We start from the raw sequence: 17,651 nt of genomic DNA, 5'->3' as shown, positions 1-17,651 counted from the left end.
CAACGCTGCACTGTGGCGAGGCACACGAGCCGTGGTGCCGTCGTCATCCAGGGGAGGAAGCGGCAGCAATGGAGATCCGTCCGACAACCGATCAGGACCTCGACGTCTACGTCGACACGCTCCATGCCGCGTTCGGGCTCTTCCCGGAAACCCCGACCGACGGCGGCGGGCTCTGGTGGTCGGCGACCGAGATGGACCGCAACCTGCTCGCCGTGACGGCGGACGGGCGGCCCGTCGGCACCGCCGGCGCGTACACCTTCGAGCTCACCCTGCCCGGTGAGGCCATCGTCCCCACCAGCGGGGTGACCGGCGTCGGCGTCCTGCCCTCGCACCGGCGCCAGGGCGTGCTCACCGCGATGATGCGGCGCCAGCTCGCCGGGTTTCGGGCCCGCGGGGAGTTCCTCTCCGTACTGCTGGCCTCCGAGGCCGTGATCTACCGCAGGTTCGGCTACGGACCGGCGACCTACACGCAGCGGCTGACGGTGCCGCGCCACCGGGCCGCCTTCGCCCTCCCCCGGGCACGCGGAACAGCCGACACCCCGGCCGGCACCCTGGCGGCCGGCCCGGACACCGGCTCGATCGAGCTGCTGCGGCGTGCCGAGTGCGGCGAGATCCTGGAAGCGGTCTACGACCGGTACCGCCGCACGCAGCCCGGCGCGCTGTCCCGGCCGCACCGCTGGTGGGCCTTGGGCGCGGGGCGGCCCCCGGTCTCCTCGGCGTCGCGCTACGTCGCCGTCCACCGGGATGCCGGCGGTGTCCCGGACGGCTACGCCTGCTACTCGCTCGCCGACGGCACCTTGACGGTCGACGAGACCATCGCCACCGACGACGCCGTCGCCACGGCCCTGGCCCGGTTCGTGCTTGAACACGACCTGGTCTCCCAGGTCGTGTTCAAGCACGTTCCGTCCGACCACCCGCTGCGCTGGCAGCTTGTGGACTTCAACGCCGGCGAGAGGAGCAGCAGCACCGACTGGCTCTGGGTGCGGCTGCTGGACGTCCCGCGTGCGCTGACCTCGCGCGGCTGGTTCGTGGACGGCGAGCTCGTCCTCGACGTCGACGACCCGTTCCTCGGCGAGCACGGCCGCTATCTGCTGACCGTCCGGGACGGGAAGGCCGAGTGCGTCCCGACGGACCGGGAGCCCGACCTGTCCCTGGACGTGAGCGACCTGGGCTCGGTCTACCTCGGCGGCACCACCCCGAGCACGCTCGTGCGGGCCGGGCACATCCGGGCCCACCGCCCGGGCGCGGCCGCCCTCGCCGACGCCCTCTTCAGCGCCGAGCGCGCCCCGCACTGCCTGCACTGGTTCTGACCGGCTGGTTCCGACCGCACGCTCGCCTCGCCGCCCCTGCACAACAGGCCTACGGGCGTGCCGGGATCGACGCGGGCGCAAGCTCGGGCTCGGGCTCTGTCCCGGGCTCGGGCTCTGTCCCCGGCTCAGACTCGGGCTCGGGCTTCGCCCCGTCGACGGTGCCCGTCCGGCCGCGCCGGCGGTCCATCTCGCGCCACTCCGGCCGCAACCCGGCCAGGTTGGTGGAGGCGAAGTAGAGGGCGCCGCCCGCGACCAGGGTGGGTATCAGCCCGACGAGGCTGACCGCTGCGCCGGCCAGCAGGCCGCCGAGCGGGATACCGGCCCAGGCGAGGGAGTCGCCGAGGGCGTGGACGCGGCCGAGCAGGTGGCGGGGCACCCGCTCGAAGAGCACCGCGCCGAGGATCGGGTTGAGGAAACCGCCGCCGAAGCCGCCGACCGCGAAGACCGTGAGCACCACCCACAGCGGCGCGCCGCACGCGAGCACCAGGAAGCGCGGGGCCCCGACGAGCAGGAAGCCGGCGAAGAACACCGTCCGGCGGGGCAGCCGGTGGGCGACGGCCGCCGCGATCAGACTGCCGACGACCGCCGTGATCCCCCCGGCGGTGCCGGTCAGGCCGATGGCGGCCGGGCCGTTCCCCGACTCCCGCGCCCAGACCGGGAGGAGGACCGTGAGGAACCCCGCGTCGAGCAGGTTGGTGATGCCGACCAGCACCGTCACGGTGAGCAGCAGCGGATCGGAGCGCAGGAAGGTGAAGCCCTCGCGGAACATCCGCCAGTAACCCGCCGATTCGGCCCCAGTTCCGGCCCCGGCCCCGGCTCCGGTCCCGATCCCGGCCTCGGCTTCTGCGGCCTGCGCGGCAGCGGGTGCCGGGGCCGCCGCGCGCCCCATCCCGCGCGGCAGGGCGAAGGCGATGACGAGGGACCCCAGGGCGAAGGTGGCGGCGTTGAGCGCCAGCCCGGCCAGCGGGCCCATCAGAGCGACCAGCCCGCCACCGACCGCCGGGCCGACCGTGGAAGCCAGCCGTTCGGTGACGCCGGAGAGACCGGTGGCGCGCTCCATCGGCACCCGGGCGCGGTCGGCGGCCTCCGGGACCATGACCGACTTGGCCAGATCCCCCGGGCCGCGCATCGCCCCGATCACCGCGACCATCGCCAGCAGCACCCCGAACGGCAGCAGCCCCAGGGCGTGCAGCAACGGGACCAGCCCGGCCGCGACGGCGCTCACCAAGTCCGTCGTCCAGGACACCACCCGCGGCCCGAGCCGATCGACCAGTGGCCCGGTCAGCGCCTTGACCAGCACGTACGGCGCCATCTCGGCGAAGGCGACCAGGCCCGTCATGGTGGCGCTGCCGGTGGTGGCCAGGACGAACCAGGGCAGGGCGATGGCCGAGACACGCGTCCCGGTGATGGAGACGGCCATGGCGGAGAGCACCCCGACCAGCGGCCGGAGGCTGCGCGCGGGCTCGTCGACGACGGTGGTCATCGGGACCCCGCCTCACCGGTGCCGGTGTCGGTGCTGGCATCGCTGTCGGTATCGGTATCGGTGTCGGCATCGGTACCAGCGCCGGTGCCGACGCTCGCGTCGGGCAGCACGTGGACGACCACGGCGACCCGCTCGGTGCCCTCCGGGGCCGGCCCCTCCGTATCCAGCGCGCGGTAACGCCGCACCACCGCGGACAGATCAGCGGCCAGTTGCCCGGCCTCCTCGGGGGTGAGCTGCAACAGCACGTCGCTGAGGCCGACCGCCTTGCGCCACTCCCGAGGCATCGTCTCGAAGGCGTCGACCGACCGCTGTGCCGCCAGGGCGTGGGCGGTGAGGACGGACCGCAGGAAGCCGACGGCCGTGTCGAGCTCCTCGTCGGCCATGTCGTCACTCGTCCAGACGGTGAACTTGTGGGCCGAACGCCACCACCGCTCGCGGGCGTTTCCGCGCTCGGGATCCTCCTCGACGAAGCCCGCGGCGGCGAGCTGGCGGAGGTGGTAGCTGGTCGCCCCGGAGTTGAGCCCCAGCTGCTCGGCGAGCCTGGTCGCCGTGGAGGGACCGTGCTTGCGCAGCAGCCCGACCAGCTGCATGCGCACGGGGTGGGCCATCGCCCGCATGCCCTTGGCCGTGAGGACGATGTGCGGGTCATCGCTGTGCATCCAGCCGCGTTCATCGGTCATGGCAGGAGCGTAGAACCGCAAAGACATCTTTGCAAAGGGTTTTTTGCGAAGAAGTCTTTGCGGTGAAGGGTGGAGCCCCGAAGAGCTGCCCGCCGGCCGTCCGTCAGTCGTGCGCGACCACCAGCAGCAGCACCACCGTCAATCCGCCGCCCGGCGTGGCCTCCACCGCCAGTCGCCCGCCCGCCGCCAGCACCAGGCTGTGCACGGCGGGCCCGACCGGCCCGTCGGCGCGGGCGCCCGCGAGCAGCCACTCCCGCGCCCCGGGCAGCTCGGACGACCCCCGGTCGGCCACCCGGATCTCCACCCGCCCGCGCGGTCGCGCCGCCCCGCTCAACCCGGCCGCCCGAAGGGCCGTCGCGGCCGGGCCCGGCCCGCCCGCCACCTCGGCGCGGACCAGCACCCGCCCGCCGGGCGGGTTGCGCCGGATCGCGTGGTCGACCAGGCCGGCGAGCGCGGCCTCCAGCCGCCGGGCGTCCCCGACCACCACCGGCAGCCCCGGCGCCAGCCGGGCCGTCACCGCCGCCGCCCGGCCGCCGCCGCGCACCACCCTGCGGACCACTTCGGTCACCTGGACGTGCCGCGCCTGCGGCTCGCAGCCGGCCTGCCGGTCGGTCCACTCGACGCGCTCAAGTTCCGGCCGGGACAGCGCCCGGGGCCCGGCCATCTCGCCCGGTCTGAACGGTCCGGCCTCCTCGCCCGCCACCGCGCCGCCGGGCCCTCCCGTACGGCCGGGGCCACCCGGCCCGCCGAGGGCGCCGAGCGCCCTGGCCCCCGATGCGACATAGCCCCAGAGCTTCCCGCTTGCCATCGCCCTGCCCCTCGTGCATCGCCGGCGGCCGTCATCAGTGCCGCGGCCGACCGGCGCGGGCCGCTTCCCAGGCCCTGCTGTCAGCCTGCACCTCACTCGTTCGGGTGACAATCCGGCTCCGGGACGCGAACCGGGCACCACCCCCGCCGGTCGGCCGATGCCACACCCGCCGACCGGCGGGGCAGGCCCGGCCACCGGCCCGGCCCGGCCCGCCCTGGGCCCGCGATGCAGCGCCGCCCCGGGCCCGCGACGCGGCGCCGCCGACCCCTGGCCGGGCCTCACGAACTCCCTTCGCCCGCCCGGAGGGCCGCCGCCCAGGCCGGAGCCCGAGGACCCGCCCTAGACTGGCCCCATGCCCCGGCTCAACGACCAGGTGCGGGAGCTGCTCCAGGAGTACGCCGACCTGATCAACATCACCGGCGGGGACGCCTTCCGGGCGCGGGCCTACGAGAAGGCCGCCCGCGCGGTGGGCGGCCACTCCGAGGACGTCGCCGGCCTGGACGTCAAGGGCCTGCAGCAGATCCCCGGCGTGGGGAAGTCCACCGCCGAGAAGGTCGCCGAGTACCTCGCCACCGGGCGGATCGCCGCCCTGGAGGCCCTGCGCGCCGAAGTCCCGTCCGGGGTCCGGGAGATGACGGCCGTGCCCGGCGTCGGCCCCAAGCGCGCCCTCGCCCTCCACCGCGACCTGGGCATCTCCTCCGTCGACGACCTGGCCGAGGCGGTCCGCTCCGACCGGCTGTCCGGCGTGGCGGGCTTCGGCGAGCGCAGCGGCGAGAAGATCCTGCACGGCATCGAGTTGCTGCGGCGCTCCGGCGGCCGCACGCTGCTCGACGCGGCCACCGAACTGGCCGAGCAGCTCGTCGCCGCACTGTCCGCCGTGCCCGGCTGCACCCGCTGCGCGTACGCGGGGTCGCTGCGCCGGATGCGCGAGACGGTCGGCGACGTCGACGTGCTGGCGACCGCCGCCGACTCCGCCCCGCTGATGGCCGCGCTCACCGGACTCCCGTACGTGGCCGAGGTGATCGCGAGCGGTCCGACCAAGACCTCGGTGCGCACCACCGGGGGCGTGCAGGTGGACCTGCGGGTCGTCCCGGAGGAGGACTGGGGCGCGGCGCTCGTCTACTTCACCGGATCGAAGGCGCACAACATCAGGCTGCGCACGATGGCCGTCCGGGCCGGGCTGAAGCTCTCGGAGTACGGCCTGTTCCGGACCACCGCCGAAGGAGAGGGCCGCGAAGGAGAGGACGGCGAGAAAGAGGACGGCGCCAAGGTGGCGTCCGCGACCGAGGACGAGGTGTACGCGGCGCTCGGCCTGCCGTGGATCGCGCCGCCGCTGCGCGAGGACCGGGGCGAGATCGAGGCCGCCCTGCGCGGTGAACTCCCTGATCTGGTCCAGGAGTCGGACCTGCGCGGCGACCTGCACACGCACACCGACCTGACCGACGGCCTGGCCACCCTGGAAGAGATGATCGACACCGCGGCCGCCCGCGGCTACTCCTACTACGCCGTCACCGACCACGCCCCGGACCTGGTGATGCAGCGGATGACGGACGAGAAGATGCTCGCCCAGCGCGAGCGGCTGCGCCGACTCGCCGACCGCCACCGGAAGCTGCGCCTCCTGCACGGCACCGAGCTGAACATCGGCCCGGACGGCGGGGTGGACTGGCCGCCCGGGTTCCTGGCCGGCTTCGACGTCTGCGTGGCCTCCGTGCACTCGCACTTCACCGCCGACCGGGCCGCCCAGACCCGCCGGCTGATCCGCGCCTGCGAGAATCCGCACGTGCACGTCATCGGCCACCTCACCACCCGGAGGATCGGCCGCCGCGGCCCGATCGACGTCGACCTGGACGCGGTGTTCGCGGCCGCCGCGCGCACCGGCACCGCGATCGAGATCGACAGTTCCCCGCAGCGGCTCGACCTGCGCGACGAGGACGTCCTGCGGGCGAAGCGGCACGGCGTCCGCTTCGCGATCGACAGCGACGCCCACGCCACCGGGCAGCTCGCCTACCCGCGCTTCGGCATCGGTACGGCGCAGCGCGGCTGGCTCACCGCCGAGGACGTGATCAACACCTGGCCCTGGCAGCGGCTGAAACGTTTCCTCCGCAAGGACGCACTGCGCTGAGCGAGCCGCCGGGCACCCCGGCGGGCGGCCCCCACGCACGGGGCCGCCCACCGCACGGTCAGCTCGACGCCGCCCCGAGCCCACCCCGACGCAGCCCCGACGCAGCCTCAACGCCGCCCCGACACCGCCCGACGCCGCCCCTGAGGTCACCGCTCCGCGAACGAGGTCACCGCTCCGCGAACGAGGCCCCCGGCGTGGCCAGCACCCGGGCCGCGCTGCGGTGCCCGAGGCCGGCGGCCAGGTGCAGGTCGCCGGTCTCCAGGAAGCCGGCCAGGAATCCCGCCGCGAAGGCGTCCCCAGCGCCGGTGAGGTCGCGCACCTCGCTCACCGGCGGCACGGGCACCGTGAACGGCGCGTCCCCGGGCACGTCGACGGTGGTCGCCTGGGCGCCGGCCTTGGTGACCACGGTGGTGGCCGCCAGCCGGGCCCGCTCCGGCCCCGGCAGCCCGCCCACCAGCAGGCCCAGGTACTCCGCCTCGGACCGGTTGGCGAACACGAAGGTCGGCGCCAACTCGGCCAGCAGGGCGAGGAAGCGCTCCCGCCCGTACTGCTCCAGCATGCCGGTCGAGGAGGCGTCCACCGAGGTGGTGCCGCCCACCCGCCGGACCCGCACCAGCGCGTCCACCGCGGAGCGGCCGACCGGGTCGCCGTCGAAGGAGTAGGCGGGCACGTGCAGGTGGGTCAGGCCGGCCAGCCACTCGTCCGGCACCCGGTCCAGCAGCTTGGCCGCGCCGCGGTCGGGCAGCATGGTCCGTTCGCCGGCCTGGTCGATCAGGACCACGATGCTGCCGGTCTGGCCGCGCCGGGCGACCCGCACGTCCACGCCGTGCCCGGTCAGTTCGGCGACGATGCCGTCCCCGACCGGGTCGGCGCCGACGCAGCCGATGAACCGGGCCGGGTACTGACCGGCAACGAAGCTCGCGACGTTCGCCGCGCTGCCGCCGCGCCGCCGGAAGACCTGGGCGCTGGAGTCGGTGCCGTGCCGCAGCGGGCCGTCGACCCAGACGACGATGTCCTCGACGAGGTCGCCGAGCACCCCCAGCACGGGTCAGGCCCCGCTGCGGGCGGCGGCCGCCAGCGCGGTCGCGATCTGGCCGCCGAGCCGGACGTTGCCCCGGTAGACCTCGACGTTGACCTCCAGGCTGCGGCCCTGGGTGTCGCGCTGGATGTGGTCGAGCAGGAACGGCGTGGAGGCGTTGCCGGTGACGCCCTGGCGCTCGGCCTCGGCCCAGGCGCGGGCCAGGATGCCGTCGAGCTCCTCCGGCGGCAGCTGCTTGGCGGGGTCCACCGGGTTGGCGATCAGGACGGCCTGCGGCAGGGCGAGGCGGTCGCGGGCCTCGATGAGCCGCGCGGCCTCCTCGGGCGACTCGACGCTGAAGTTGATCTCGTGGCCGGAGTCGGTGACGTAGAAGCCGGGGTACTTGCGGGTGCGGTAGCCGATGACCGGGATGTTGAAGGTCTCGAAGCGCTCCAGGGTGGCCCGGATGTCGAGGATCGACTTCACGCCCGCGCTGATCACGGTGACCGGCGTGGCGGCCAGGGTGGTCATGTCGGCCGACTCGTCGAAGCTCTCGGAGGCGCCGAAGTGGACGCCGCCGAGGCCGCCGGTGGAGAACACCCGGATGCCCGCCCGGTGGGCGAGGAAGGCGGTGGCGGCGACGGTGGTGCCGCCGTGGCGGCCGAGCGCGGCGACCACCGGCAGGTCGCGCAGGCTCACCTTGTCCAGGCCGTCCGTCGCGGACAGTTCGGTGATCTGCTCGGTGCTCAGACCGACCGTGGGCACGCCCGCGTGCACGCCGATGGTCGCCGGGACGACGCCCGCCTCGCGCAGCTGCCGCTCGGCCTCCAGCGCGACGGCCAGGTTGCGGGGGCGCGGCAGGCCGTGGGTGAAGATGGTCGACTCCAGCGCGACCACGGGCCGGCCGTCGGCCACGGCCTGCGCGACCTCCTCGGAGACGTGGATGGCCCGCGCGGAACGGGTGGCCGGCGCGGAGCCGGCGGCTTCGGGGGTGCTGGGGGGCAGTCCGGTCATGGTCGGATCTCTCTGTGAGATGCCACTGCGGTGGGGCAACGTGTCGCTCAGCGTATGGACGGTTCGCATCGGAATCCAGAATGAGTCCTGGGGCTTTCCATAGGCTCTGGCCTATGAGTTGACTTAGGCTTGAGCCATGGGCTTCACCTTGCGTCAACTTGAGGTCTTCCTCACCGTCGCCGAGACACTGCACTTCGGACGGGCCGCCGAACGGCTGCACATCTCCCAGCCGACGGTCAGCCAGGAGGTCGCCCGACTGGAGCGGACCGTCGGTGTCGAGCTCTTCGACCGCAGCCGCCGCTCGGTGGCGCTGACCGAGGCCGGCGAGGTGATGGCCGCCGAGAGCGCCCGGCTGCTCGGGCAGGCCCAGACGCTGCTGGCCCGGGTGCGGCTGCACGAGGAGTCCCGGCTGGGGACGGCCCGGATCGTGGCCTCCCCCAGCGTGGTGAACCGGCTGCTGCCCGCCGTGGTCAGCCGCGCCGAACAGGAGCTGCCCGCGCTCACCACCGCCGAGGTCGCCGTCGACACCGGCCAGGTCTCCACCGCACTGGCCGCCGAACTCGCCGACATCGGCCTCGGCCGCTTCCTCGACGAGGTGACCGGCTACCGGCTGGAGCGGATCGCCGACGAGCCGGTACGGGTCGCCCTCGGCCGGGACCACCCGCTGGCCGGTCGGACGAGCGTACGCCTCGGCGAACTGCGCGACCTGCCGCTGCTGCTGTGGCCGCGCGAGCAGCACCCGCGCTACTACGACCACGTGCTCGGCCTGTGCGCGGACCACGGCGTCGACCCGCCGGTGCTGGTCAGCCCGCCGCGGATCGTCGGCTCCCGGCTCTACCTGCTCGCCCGCAACCGCGCGTTCTCGCTGGTGCCCGGCTCGATGACCGGCCACCTCACCGAGGACGTGGCCACCGTCCGGCTGGACGGCCGGGCCACCCTGCCGCTGGAGATGCAGTGGCGGCTGGACGACCGCCGGCCCCGGCTCGCCACCCTGCGCGACCTGATCCGGCAGGAGGCGGCGGCCCTGGAGGTCGACTAGGCCCTGCCCTGCCGATCTTGCCGGGCCCGGATCGGCCGGACAGGACCCGGCCACTCGTGACGGGTCACGCCAGGCACCCGAAGCGTCCCCCTCCCCGGCGAATCCTTGACGCTGGCATGCCACCGCCGAAAGGATGCCCGGACCGCCCACCCGGCCCGCGGCAGCGCCCGCCGGCCGCCCGACCCCTGGGGACCAGCCTTGGCCGTCCGCCCGCTGCTTCGCCGCGCCGCCCGCCTCCTCGGCGCCGCCGCCCTGACCCTCGCCGGCACCCTCACCGCCGCCACCCCCGCCCACGCCGACTTCGGCACCGACTACCACGACCCGGTCACCGCCACCCGGCCGCTCACCCGCCCCGACACCCGCTCCTGCACCGTCGAGGTGATGCACGACCAGCAGTTCCGCAACGGGTACGGCAACCCGCCCGACACCCCGTACACCACCACCCTCACCCCGCCCGCCGACTGTGCCGGTCCCTGGTCGGCGGTGGTCCTGGACCTCCACGGGCAGGTCGCCGGGCGGCAGTTCGACCGCATCTTCAGCGCCCGCGTCGGCGGCGTCCAGGTGCTGCTCTCCTCCACCCCCGAGCCGTCCAAGGACGGCATCGAATGGAAGCTGGAGCGCGATCTCACCCGCTACGCCCCGCTGTTCGCCGCCGGACCGCAGCCGTTCTCCCTCGACCTCGCCAACGTCACCGACGCCACCTACACCGGCGTCTTCACCATCAGCGCCAGTGTCACCTTCTACACCGCGAACGACCGCCGGCCCGCCGCCCACACCGCCGACCGCCTGCTCACCACCGGGCCGTTCGCGCTCACCCAGGCCGCCCCCGCCGCCACCCGCGAGCTCACCTTCCCGCAGAACCTCGAACGCCTCACCGCCGAGGTCTACACCCGGGGCGGCGGCGCCTGCGAGGAGTTCGCCTACGCCTCCGCGCCCGACGCCTTCGTCAGCGCCAACCCCGGCCTCGGCTCCTGCGGCAAGGGCCCGTTCCGCGAACTGCGGCTCACCGTCGACGGGCGGACGGCCGGCGCGGTCTGGCCCTACCCCGTCATCTACACCGGCGGGTGGGACCCACTGCTCTGGCGGCCCGTCCCCGGCGTCTTCGCCTTCGACCTGCCCGCCTACCGGCTCGACCTCACCCCCTACGTCGGACTGCTGCTCGACGGCCGCCCGCACACCGTCGGCATCGCGGTGAACGCCAGCGAGGCGCAGAACAACGACACCTGGACCGGCCAGATCAACCTCTTCGCCGACGTCGACCACGGCGCCGCCCGCACCACCGGGCAGCTCACCGACCACCGGGTCGCCCCCGAGGCCGCCGTCGACACCCGGCTCACCGACCACGGCGGCGGCAGCGGCGACTGGACCGTCACCGCCGGCCGGCACGACCTCGCCCGCGGCTGGGTCCAGACCTCGCACGGCCGGATCACCACCGAGGTCCGCGACGACCTCGCCTTCCGCTCCGCCCAGCAGCTGCGCGACAGCGGCAACGACGTGACCCTGCACAACCGCACCGACCTCACCCGCACCACCGCCACCTGGGGCGGCGGCCCGCACCGCACCACCACCGTGCGCGAGGGCGAACCGCTGGACGTCACCTACCGCGTCACCCACGACGCCGCCGGCAACACCGACCAGCAGACCGCCATGGACCTCGGATACCACCGCGAGAGCACCGCGGCCACCGGCGGCCACGTCACCGAACGCTCCACCGTCGACCACACCCTGCGCCCCACCGCCCGCCGCCACGACGGCGACTCCACCGTCCGCACCGGCACCAGCACCGAGGACTACCGCAGCACCGGGCCCGACGGGCCGTACCACCGCACGCTCTCCTTCGTCGACGGCTGGCCGAAGCCGTAACACCGCCCGAAATCTCCCGACTTGCGAAATCCATCCGATTTCGGGCGGTTGACCCCTGGTGCACACGGCGTGGGAAGCGCATGATGGGAAGTGGACCTGCGAGGCAGCTGAAGGAGTTCGACCGCAGGAGGCAGTGGTGACAGATCGAGACGGATCAGGGTCTGCCACTGGTACTACCTCGGTCGACGATCGAACTGCCGGCCGGAGGACACGATGTCCGGAGGCCACCCCCGCCTCGTAGGTTCCCCGCGTCCACGGAGCGCCCCCTCGGCTCCGTGGACGCGTCCGTCGCGGCAGGGGCCCTTCGCGGCGGCGCCCGTCACTACGGTGCCCGTGACTGCGAGACCCGTCACTGCGGCACCGGGTAGCCCATCTCCCAGGCGTGGACGGCGATGCCGACCCGGTTCGCCACCCCGAGCTTGCGCTGGACGCTCGCGACGTGCGTCTTCACCGTGCCCGGCGAGATGAACAGTTCGGCGGCGATGTCCGCGTTCGTCCGGCCCGCCGCCACGTGACCGGCGATCTCCACCTCCCGCTCGGTCAACGGCACCACCGGCGCCGAGCGGGGCTCCGGACGGCGCGGCGCCGTCACCTGCCGCAGCAGCCGGACCGTGACCGACGGACTGATCAGGCTCTCCCCGTCCGCCGCCGCCCGCACCGCCTCGACGAGCAGCGCCGGCCCCGAGCGCTTCAGCAGGAACCCGGACGCACCGTGCCGCAGCGCCGGGTACACGTACTCGTCCAGGTCGAAGGTGGTCAGCACCACCACCCGCACCGGCTCCGCCACCCCCGGCCCGGCCAACCGCCGGGTCAGCTCCAGTCCGTCCATCCGCGGCATCCGGATGTCCACCAGCGCGACGTCCGGGCGCAGTTCGGCCGCCAGTTCCAGCGCGGCCAGCCCGTCGGCGGCCTCCCCCACCACCTCGATGTCCGGCTGCGCCGCCAGGATCCGCCGGACGCCGCGCCGGACGCCCTCCTGGTCGTCCGCGATCAGCGTACGGATGATCCGCGGGCACTCACCGTTCGCACTCGTCACACCGTTCGTACTCGTCACGGCAGGCAGTCTGCCACGCCCGTCCGGACCGCCGACCCCGCCCGCCGCCAATGCGGCCCGGTGGGTGGGAAGTTCACGTCACGAGCCCGGCGGGCGGGAAGTTCACGTCGCGGGCCCGACGGACGGGAGGTTCACGTCACGAGCCCGGCGGGAGGGAAGTTCACGTCGCGGGCCCGGCGCGGTTCACCAACGCCCGGCGAGGCTGGCGGCCATGAACGCTTCCAGTGGACATCCCCCCGTCAGCCGCCGCGGGATCCTGGCCGGTGCCACCGGTCTCGGTCTCGGCGGCGCCGTCTCCCTCTCCGGCATCGCGGCCACGCCCGCCGCCGCCTCCCCGCTGCTGCTGGAGCGGCCGGACCGCTCCGGCGCCCCGCGCGTCGCCGGGCTGCACCTCCAGTTCGGCTCGGACGCCTCGCGCGAGGTCGTGGTCTCCTGGCACACCACCGCCTCGGTCGGCAACCCCCGTGTCCGGTACGGCACTTCGAACGGCGGCTTGGGCCGCAGCGTGCAGGCCGACACCAGCACCTACCGGGACGCCAAGTCCGGCACCGAGGTCCAGATCCACCACGCCCGGCTGAGCGGCCTGCACCCCGACACGGACTACGTGTACGCCGCCGTCCACGACGGCGCCACCCCGGAGCTCGGCACCGTCCGCACCGCCCCGCGCGGCCGGGCCGCTTTCACCTTCACCAGCTTCGGCGACCAGGGCACCCCCACCCTCGGCAAGAAGACCGCGAACGGCTACGCCAACGACAACCTGGGCAGCCCCGCCGCCGGCGACACCACCGCCGGAGTCGAGCGGATCGCCCCGCTGTTCCACCTCGTCAACGGGGACCTCTGCTACGCCAACCTCGCCACCGACCGGGTCCGCACCTGGTCCGACTGGTTCGAGAACAACAGCCGCTCCGCCCGCCACCGCCCCTGGATGCCCGCCGCCGGCAACCACGAGAACGAGCGCGGCAACGGCCCGACCGGCTACGGCGCCTACCAGGCCTACTTCGACCTCCCCCCGTCCGGCTCCGACGACGAACTGCACGGCCTCTGGTACGCGTTCACCGCCGGCGCGGTCCGCGTCATCAGCCTCAACAACGACGACGTCGCCTACCAGGACGCCGGCGACTCCTACGTCCACGGCTACTCCGGGGGCGCCCAACAGCGCTGGCTGGAACGGGAGTTGGCCGCCGCCAACGCGAACCCCGAGATCGACTGGATCGTGGTCTGCATGCACCAGGTCGTCATCTCCACCGCCGACAAGTTCAACGGCGCCGACCTCGGCATCCGCGAGACCTGGGTGCCGCTGTTCGACAAGTACGGCGTCGACCTGGTGGTCTGCGGCCACGAGCACCACTACGAGCGCTCGCACCCGATCCGCGGCCAGCAGCAGACCGACACCCGCACCCCCATCCCGGTCGCCACCGACACCCGGACCATCGACACCACCCGGGGCACCGTCCACATGGTGATCGGCGGCGGCGGCACCTCCGCCCCCTCCAACGGCCTCTTCTTCGAACCCGCCAAGGCCCGCGTCATCACCGGCGTCGGCGCCGTCGACCCGGCCACCGGCAAGCGGCCCCCGCAGTACGTGATCGAGGACGCCCCCTGGTCGGCCTTCCGCGACGCCGACAACCCGTACGGCTTCGCCGCCTTCGAGGTCGACCCGGGCGAGCGCGGCGGCCGGACCACCATCGATGTCACCTACTACTCCGTCAGCGGCCCGTACGGAGACCTCGTCCCCGTCGACCGCTTCACGCTCACCCGCCCGCGCGGCGCCCGCGGCGGCGGCCGGGGACGCTGACCCCGGTCGCGCCCGTCAGGGTGGCGCGCTCACCGGCCGCCACCCCGACGGGCGCGGTACCGTTCCTCCGCGCGCCCGGACGCACCGATCACACCGAACGTCTGAACGCCTGAACGCCCTGGAGGCCCGCCCGATGCCCGTCGACCGCCCCGCCGACGGCACCGGGAACGCCGGCCGCCCCGACTACGGCCGACTCGCCGCCGTCGGCCCGTACTTCGCGCTCGACACCCCCGCCGAGCCCGGCGCGGGGCCGCCCCCGGGCTTCCGGCCGCTGCCCGAGCTGTACGGCACCGGGCCGGACGCGCCGCTGGCCCGGCGGATCCGGGTGGTGGCGCAGCGGCTCGGCACCGCCGAGCCCCGGGTCGCCGCGTCGATCCTGCACCTCGGACTGGCCGCCCGCTTCTGGTCGGTGGGCCTCGGGGCGGCCGTCCTGCTGGGTACGGTCCCGACGCTGGAGCACGCCTGGGTGCGGCTCCCGGATCAGGGGCCGCTCGACCTCTGGACGCCGCCGGAGCCCCCGCTCCCCGCTCCGCTCCCGCTCGCCGACCAGCTGTACGAGGCCGTCCTGGTGGGCCAGTTGGAGCCGCTGGCGGCGGCGGTGCGGTCCGCCGTCCCGCTCTCCGCCCGGCTGCTGACGGGCAACGCCGCCTCCGCCCTGGCCGGTACGCTGCGGGTCCTGGACGCCCACGCGCCGGGCCCCGCACGGGCGTTGGTCGCGGAGCTGCTCGCGCGCCCGCCGCTGGCCGGCACCGGGACGCTGCGGACCGGCCCGCACGGTGCCGCCTTCCGGCGGACGAGCTGCTGCCTGTACTACCGGGTGGGGCCGGGCGCCGGGGTCTGCGGCGACTGCTGCTTCGCCCGGCCGCCCGCGCCAAGACGGGGCTGATACATCCAGGAGTGCAGGTCATATCCGGGCCTCCGGTCAGCCGTCGTCCGTCAGCCGTGTCCGTCAGCCGTCAGCCGTCGCCCGCCAGCTGGAGGTGCCCCCGCACCAGGTGGTGCACGCAGGCGACGGTGTGCACCTCGGCGGCGGCCCGGGCCCCGGCCGCGTCGCCGGCCAGGACGGCGACCAGGATCTCCCGGTGCTGCTCGGCGAACCGTTCCTGGTCGGGGCCGTGCGGTGCGGGCAGCCAGAGCAGCGGGCCGAGTTCGGCCTGGAGCCGGACGGCGAGCCGGGTGAGGCGCACGGACCGGGCGGCGACGGCGAGTTCGATGTGGAAGCGGGCGTCGGCGCGGCGCTGCTCGGCGGGCCCGGCGGCGTCGCGCAAGTCGTGCACCAGCTGGGTGAGCCGGGGTGCGAGATCGGCGGGGGCGCGTTCGGCGGCGAGCCGGGCGGCGGTCCCGGAGACGGCCAGTTCCTCGTCGCCGAGATCGCGCAGGTCGACGGTGGCGAGGTCGCGCAGCCGGGCGAGTTGGAGGCGTTCGGAGCCCTCGCCGGGGGTGCGGACGAAGCTGCCGCCGTTGCGGCCGCGCCGGGTCTCGATCAGGTCGGCCTCGCGGAGCAGGGCGAGCGCCTCGCGGACGGTGCCGTTGGCGACGCCGAGCCGGTCGGCGAGGTCGTTCTCGCTGGGCAGTTGGTCCCCGTCGACGACCAGGCCGAGGGCGATCGCCTCGGTGATCCGGCGGGCCACGGCATCGGCGCGGCCGAGGTCGGTCAATGGCGCGAGGACGGCGCTGAGCAGCGGGGTCGTGCTCCCGATCGTCGCCACGCCGGCCCCCTCCTCGATCACCGTCGGACTGGGTGCTCCCGGCAGGGTACCTCCCGGTCGGGCACGCACCCTTGCCGCTAGAAACCCGATCTCGTATGTTTTCCCGCGATCCCGGTCCGAGCACCACCCCCGGGAAGCCCTCACGCGTCACGCCACGTTCCCAGGAGCAGGAGCAGGTCATGACCGATGCCAGCGCACGTGCCACCTCCCCGACCGGCCCCCTCCCCCCTCAGGGCCCCGACATCGATGCCGATGCCGATGCCGCTCGGCTGGCCGCCCTCGGCTACACCTCCGAGTTCAAACGCGACATGAGCCTCTGGGCGAACTTCTCCCTCGGCTTCACCTACCTCTCCCCGGTCGTCGGCGTGTACACACTCTTCGCCTCCTCCCTCGCGACCGCCGGCCCGCCGATGGTGTGGAGCTTCCTGATCGCCGGGGTCGGCCAGTTGCTGGTGGCGCTGGTGTTCAGCGAGGTGGTCGCCCAGTTCCCGGTGGCGGGCGGGGTGTACCCGTGGTCGCGCCGGCTCTGGGGCCGCACCTGGGGCTGGCTGACCGGCTGGGTGTACCTGCTGGCGCTGATGTCCACCATCGCGGCGGTCTCCTACGGCGCCGGCCCGTACGTGGCCGCGCTGCTGGGCGTCGAACCGAGCACCGCGACGACCGTCTGGTGCGCGCTCGGCCTGCTGCTGCTCGCCACCGTGATCAACCTGGGCGGCACCAAGGTGCTGTCGGCGGCGGCCGTGTTCGGCTTCGCCGCCGAGCTGCTGGGCGCTCTGGCGGTCGGCGCCTGGCTGCTGCTGACCCACCGCTACCACGGCCTCGGCGTGGTCTTCGACCGCTTCGGCGCGGGCGACGGCGGCTCGTACACCGACGCCTTCCTGGCTGCCGGACTGATCGCGGTCTTCCTCTTCTTCGGCTTCGAGGCGTGCGGCGACGTCGCCGAGGAGGTGCCGAACCCCGGTCGACAGATCCCCAAGTCGATGCGGCGCACCCTCTACGTCGGCGGCGCGGCGGCGATCGGCGTCAGCCTGGCGCTGGTGATGTCCATCCAGGACATCGGCGCGGTGGTCTCCGGCGACGACAAGGACCCGGTGGCCTCGGTGCTGCACGACGCGTTCGGCGCCACCGGCGCCCGGGTGGTGATCGGCGTGGTGCTGATCTCCTTCCTGTCCTGCGTGCTGAGCCTCCAGGCGGCGGCGAGCCGGCTGGCGTACTCCTTCGCCCGGGACCGGATGATCGTGGGCAGCCGGCTGCTCGCCACCGTCTCGGACCGCCTGCGGGTGCCGCCGTACGCACTGCTGCTCGCGGCGGCAGTGCCGGGCGTGATCATCGTCGGCGCCTCGGCGCTCTCCGAGGGCGCCCTGACGAAGATCATCTCCTTCTCCAGCATCGGCATCTACCTGGCCTTCCAGATGGTGGTGCTGGCCGCCCTGCGCGCCCGGCTGCGCGGCTGGCGCCCGAGCGGGGACTTCCGGCTCGGGCGCTGGGGCCTGGCGGTGAACATCGGCGCGCTGGTGTACGGGCTCGCCGCGATCGTCAACATCTGCTGGGGCCGCACCCCGGACGCCGCCTGGTACGACGACTACCTCGTGCTGCTCTCGGCCGTGGCGGTGCTCGCGGCCGGCGGGCTCTACCTGCTGCTGGCCCGCCCGCACCTGCGCAGCGACGCCCCGTCCGGCGACGCGACGGCCCCCGCCGGGGACGCCTGATGGCCCTCACCCCTGGAGGAATCCCCGTCGCCGCCTCCGGCCGCGCC

14 protein-coding genes are annotated in these 17,651 nt (G+C 74.3%); 7 read left to right on the top strand and 7 right to left on the bottom strand.

The window, feature by feature from the left end; genetic code table 11:
* Nucleotides 1–68: 68 nt before the first annotated feature.
* On the top strand, nucleotides 69–1,310 hold the full coding sequence (locus ACFWPI_RS16350) for a GNAT family N-acetyltransferase (protein WP_380424852.1): 1,242 nt from the start codon (nucleotides 69–71) through the stop codon (nucleotides 1,308–1,310).
* A 49-nt stretch (nucleotides 1,311–1,359) separates the two neighbouring features.
* Here ACFWPI_RS16350 and ACFWPI_RS16345 read toward each other — a convergent pair whose 3' ends face one another.
* The 3 genes from ACFWPI_RS16345 to ACFWPI_RS16335 all read right to left on the bottom strand — a co-directional run bounded on the left by ACFWPI_RS16345 (nucleotide 1,360) and on the right by ACFWPI_RS16335 (nucleotide 4,281).
* Nucleotides 1,360–2,793 (bottom strand): MFS transporter, encoded by a 1,434-nt coding sequence (locus ACFWPI_RS16345; RefSeq protein ID WP_380370360.1) that lies wholly within the window; start codon nucleotides 2,791–2,793, stop codon nucleotides 1,360–1,362.
* A complete protein-coding gene (locus ACFWPI_RS16340; RefSeq protein WP_380370362.1) occupies nucleotides 2,790–3,473 on the bottom strand; it encodes an ArsR/SmtB family transcription factor in 684 nt (227 codons plus the stop codon). The genes ACFWPI_RS16345 and ACFWPI_RS16340 overlap by 4 nt, the downstream gene beginning before the upstream one ends.
* Before the next feature lie 103 nt (nucleotides 3,474–3,576).
* A complete protein-coding gene (locus tag ACFWPI_RS16335) occupies nucleotides 3,577–4,281 on the bottom strand; it encodes a hypothetical protein (RefSeq protein WP_380370365.1) in 705 nt (234 codons plus the stop codon).
* Between the two features lie 352 nt (nucleotides 4,282–4,633).
* Between ACFWPI_RS16335 and polX the strand changes: the two genes are divergently transcribed.
* The gene (gene polX, locus ACFWPI_RS16330; RefSeq protein ID WP_380370368.1) at nucleotides 4,634–6,403 is read left to right on the top strand and encodes a DNA polymerase/3'-5' exonuclease PolX; all 1,770 of its coding nucleotides are present in this window, start codon (nucleotides 4,634–4,636) and stop codon (nucleotides 6,401–6,403) included.
* Nucleotides 6,404–6,569: 166 nt separating this feature from the next.
* Here the strand turns inward: polX and ACFWPI_RS16325 are convergent, their stop codons facing one another.
* Nucleotides 6,570–7,448 carry a carbohydrate kinase family protein gene (locus ACFWPI_RS16325; RefSeq protein WP_380370371.1) on the bottom strand — a complete coding sequence of 293 codons (879 nt, stop codon included), beginning with the start codon at nucleotides 7,446–7,448 and terminating at the stop codon, nucleotides 6,570–6,572.
* 3 nt (nucleotides 7,449–7,451) lie between these two features.
* The gene (locus ACFWPI_RS16320) at nucleotides 7,452–8,435 is read right to left on the bottom strand and encodes a pseudouridine-5'-phosphate glycosidase (protein WP_363371028.1); all 984 of its coding nucleotides are present in this window, start codon (nucleotides 8,433–8,435) and stop codon (nucleotides 7,452–7,454) included.
* Nucleotides 8,436–8,571: 136 nt separating this feature from the next.
* Between ACFWPI_RS16320 and ACFWPI_RS16315 the strand changes: the two genes are divergently transcribed.
* Both ACFWPI_RS16315 and ACFWPI_RS16310 read left to right on the top strand, forming a co-directional pair.
* Nucleotides 8,572–9,474: a LysR family transcriptional regulator gene (locus tag ACFWPI_RS16315; protein WP_380370375.1), complete on the top strand. Its 903-nt coding sequence runs from the start codon at nucleotides 8,572–8,574 to the stop codon at nucleotides 9,472–9,474.
* Between the two features lie 198 nt (nucleotides 9,475–9,672).
* Nucleotides 9,673–11,337: a peptide-N4-asparagine amidase gene (locus ACFWPI_RS16310; protein ID WP_380370378.1), complete on the top strand. Its 1,665-nt coding sequence runs from the start codon at nucleotides 9,673–9,675 to the stop codon at nucleotides 11,335–11,337.
* A 349-nt stretch (nucleotides 11,338–11,686) separates the two neighbouring features.
* Here ACFWPI_RS16310 and ACFWPI_RS16305 read toward each other — a convergent pair whose 3' ends face one another.
* Complete coding sequence (locus ACFWPI_RS16305; RefSeq protein WP_363371036.1) at nucleotides 11,687–12,391, bottom strand: response regulator transcription factor; 705 nt, start codon at nucleotides 12,389–12,391, stop codon at nucleotides 11,687–11,689.
* A 211-nt stretch (nucleotides 12,392–12,602) separates the two neighbouring features.
* Here ACFWPI_RS16305 and ACFWPI_RS16300 point away from each other — a divergent pair, with 211 nt between their 5' ends.
* Nucleotides 12,603–14,186, top strand: coding sequence for a purple acid phosphatase family protein (locus tag ACFWPI_RS16300; RefSeq protein WP_380370381.1), 1,584 nt, complete (start codon nucleotides 12,603–12,605; stop codon nucleotides 14,184–14,186).
* A 133-nt stretch (nucleotides 14,187–14,319) separates the two neighbouring features.
* Nucleotides 14,320–15,072, top strand: a complete 753-nt coding sequence (locus ACFWPI_RS16295) for a (2Fe-2S)-binding protein (protein ID WP_380370384.1) — start codon at nucleotides 14,320–14,322, stop codon at nucleotides 15,070–15,072.
* A gap of 70 nt (nucleotides 15,073–15,142) precedes the next feature.
* On the opposite strand, the gene ACFWPI_RS16290 is transcribed toward ACFWPI_RS16295, so the two are convergent.
* Nucleotides 15,143–15,895, bottom strand: a complete 753-nt coding sequence (locus ACFWPI_RS16290) for a FadR/GntR family transcriptional regulator (RefSeq protein ID WP_380370387.1) — start codon at nucleotides 15,893–15,895, stop codon at nucleotides 15,143–15,145.
* Nucleotides 15,896–16,074: 179 nt separating this feature from the next.
* Between ACFWPI_RS16290 and ACFWPI_RS16285 the strand changes: the two genes are divergently transcribed.
* Complete coding sequence (locus tag ACFWPI_RS16285) at nucleotides 16,075–17,604, top strand: APC family permease (protein WP_380370389.1); 1,530 nt, start codon at nucleotides 16,075–16,077, stop codon at nucleotides 17,602–17,604.
* The last annotated feature ends 47 nt before the right edge of the window (nucleotides 17,605–17,651 follow it).

This window comes from Kitasatospora sp. NPDC058492 (assembly GCF_042720685.1).
GTDB lineage: Bacteria > Actinomycetota > Actinomycetes > Streptomycetales > Streptomycetaceae > Kitasatospora.
This window is presented reverse-complemented; position numbering and strand designations above follow the sequence as displayed.